General features: G+C 57.1%; 1 protein-coding gene. It reads right to left on the bottom strand.

Going from position 1 to position 864, the window contains the following annotated elements; all coding sequences use genetic code 11:
- Nucleotides 1–64: 64 nt before the first annotated feature.
- The coding region (locus XarbCFBP7408_RS22000; protein ID WP_146093834.1) for a Tn3 family transposase at nucleotides 65–864 on the bottom strand (800 nt) is incomplete at its 5' end.

The following is an 864-nucleotide window of genomic DNA, read 5'->3' on the forward strand; positions in this document are numbered from 1 at the left end:
AGCTCACAAGATCGGATTTCATCCATTGCATCAGTGAGTTAGCGGATATTTTGGCGCACCAAAACTACCCTGCCAATGCCAGTTCAGTCTCATAGGGTTCCGGGATCGCCTCCACATCAATCAGGTAATCCCCGAAGCGCTTTACATGGCTGGTCACGTACGGGCTGAGGAACGCCACGTCCTCCTGCGTGATCTTCCACCCCTGCCGCATCAGAGACTTCATGATTCGGGTCTGTTCGACCACGTTGTAGAAGATGACGGCATTAGAGACCAGGTCGTTGTATTGGACGGCCTTCTCCTGCTCAACGGGGTCATTGTCGGCAATCACTCCTTCCCCGCCGAAGAAGAAATACTTTGCGAAGCCGTTGTAGGCCTCCACCTTGTTGGTGGAGGCGGTGATCTGTTCGCGTAACTCGCGGTTGGAGATGTACTGCAGCAGGAACAAGGTGCGCACGGCCGAACCGAGCGCCTTGAAGGCCTGGTACAGCCGGTTCTTGCGGCTGTAGTTGCCCAGCTTGCGCATCAGCGTCGAGGCCGCGATCTTGCCGGTCTTGATCGAGAGCACGACCTGCATCAGGTCTTTCCAGTGGATTTCGATCAGATCCCAGTCGACAGTGTCCCGGAACAGCGCGTCGATGTGTTCGTAACGAATGTCCTCATCGGGTCGGAAGAACTTGTATTCGCGCCAGTTGCGGATGCGCGGCATCAGCTGGATGCCCAGCAGATGCGAAAGGCCGAACACCGGCAGCGACTGCCCCTGCGTGTCGGCATGGACGGTGTCAGGCTGGATGTCGGAGGTGTTCTTCAGCAGGCCATCGATGATGTAGACCGCCTCCCAGACACCGCACGGAATGAAGTGGCTGA

The sequence above is a fragment of the Xanthomonas arboricola pv. guizotiae genome (genome assembly GCF_002940205.1).
GTDB classification, from domain to species: Bacteria; Pseudomonadota; Gammaproteobacteria; order Xanthomonadales; family Xanthomonadaceae; genus Xanthomonas; species Xanthomonas arboricola_C.